Annotated in this window: 1 protein-coding gene; it reads right to left on the reverse strand. The window is 41.6% G+C overall.

Annotated elements, in window-relative coordinates:
* Window positions 1-291: 291 nt before the first annotated feature.
* The gene (locus LZ23_RS15720) at window positions 292-1,527 is read right to left on the reverse strand and encodes an EAL domain-containing protein (protein WP_045215697.1); all 1,236 of its coding nucleotides are present in this window, start codon (window positions 1,525-1,527) and stop codon (window positions 292-294) included.
* Between the last annotated feature and the right edge of the window lie 255 nt (window positions 1,528-1,782).

The raw sequence follows: 1,782 nt of genomic DNA on the forward strand, positions 1-1,782 counted from the left end.
TAAAACCAAATAAGCAATAAATTCAAAGTATTATGGTTTTGCCATACAGATTACTTCGGTCGCTTAGGCTCCCTCTTGGGTGACAGTTTTTCAGCAACCACATCCGAGACACCTCATCTGTCATTGCGAGCGAGTCTTTTTATCTCGTTGAATACGCGCAGTGTAGGCGCAGCCATTCAACTGGGGCGAGCGCGGCAATCCTTGTTGCGAGCGAAGCGAAGCAATCTCGTGTTAAAGCTGATTTTTTAGTTACTCACACGTTCGGTCCCGGTCCGTCCGGGTGAGGAGCTCCTAAATATCCTCCTTCATATCAAGACACAGAATCAATTTGCGTTTGTCCTTGTCGGCATAGGTCATGGAAATGGTTCTGCACAGGCTTCCAGTGGCCAGGGATATATAGGGATCAGTAATAAATTTATCTAACCCTGCCTGAATGTAAACAAAATAGTCTTTCAAAGAGTGATCATCTCCACTTTCTGCGGGCTTGAAAAGAAATGAACTTTTCTGACCGTGTAAGTGTCCATTATTTAGAATTGTCCTGGATGCCTGCCTTCCTGATTCATTTAATACATACGCGCATTCTACAATGGAAAAGTCAGCTATCATTTTTTGGAGCTCATCTTCCATGCTGTCAATGCCGTGTTCTCGCAAGGATGACAAAATTGAAAAAATTACCATCTGAAAATTGCTGAAACGTTCCTTTCTCTTCTTAATGCGCTTGATGACACACTTAAAGAAGTCATCAGCTGCCACATCGATTTTTTCCTGAGTTTCATCAAAAGATAATGCAGAATTTGGTTGAGGCTTAGAAAAGAAGTAACCCTGCAAAAGGTCTGTATCTAATTCCAGGGTTTTCATGACTTCATGATATGTTTCCACACCTTCACTTAAAACCATGACACCCAATTGATCCGTCAGCTTGATAATAGCTTTAAGGATCTCCTGTTTATAAAACTCAGTATGGACATCTTTGATAAGTGAACGGTCAATCTTAATAATTTCAGGCTTAATGATGGAGATTCGCTCTAAGTTGGAGTGGCCGGCACCAAAGTCATCTAAGGCAAGGGAAAAACCATTATCACGGTAGGTTTTAATGAATTTGCACAATTCTGTAAAATCCTTAACTCGAGATTCAACAAGCTCAATGACAATGTTGGAAGGGTTAAGAGAATATTTTTTTATCATCTGCATGAAATTGCCTGAACCGACTATTCCCTTATCCACCATAGATGTATCAAAATTTACGAATAGCAGTAAGTCTGGATATTTTTTGTGCAGGTTGGAAAAATTGGCAAAAGCTCTTTCTCTGCAAGCTCGGTCGACTTCTACTAATTTGTCAAATTTTTCAGCAGCTGAGAAAAGTACAAAAGGGGAGATAAGTTCTCCCGAGTCAGGGTTTATTCCACGGCTTAAAGCTTCAATGCCGATGATCTTTTTCTTTCTTACTGAGACTATGGGTTGAAAGCAGGTTTGGATGCTTTGCTGCTTTATGAGTTTGTCGAGATCAAATCCAGGCGAGCGAATCATTTTGTTGTTGTTCCTTTGAGTGTTGCTGTTCATTGGAGCTTGGGTAAGCCTTTTAGGGACCGTGTTTTTGCCGGGTAAGTACATAATGTTTTGGGTTATAAGCAATTTTCAAGCCATGTTTTTTTTTAAGCGCCTCACCTGGGCAGCCCGGGACCGAACTTGTGAGTAACTGTCTTTAACGTGGAGCCTGCATCCTGCAGGCTATTTAATTCCAGGCGGCTGGAAGCCGCCTCCACCTTGAAGAACAGTCCCATA

The organism is Desulfonatronovibrio magnus (genome assembly GCF_000934755.1).
Lineage (GTDB): Bacteria > Desulfobacterota > Desulfovibrionia > Desulfovibrionales > Desulfonatronovibrionaceae > Desulfonatronovibrio > Desulfonatronovibrio magnus.

What these genes read in the sequence shown, in the direction of transcription:
- LZ23_RS15720 (WP_045215697.1), bottom strand. Translation starts at nt 1,527, where the DNA reads ATGATTCGCTCGCCTGGATTTGATCTCGACAAACTCATAAAGCAGCAA.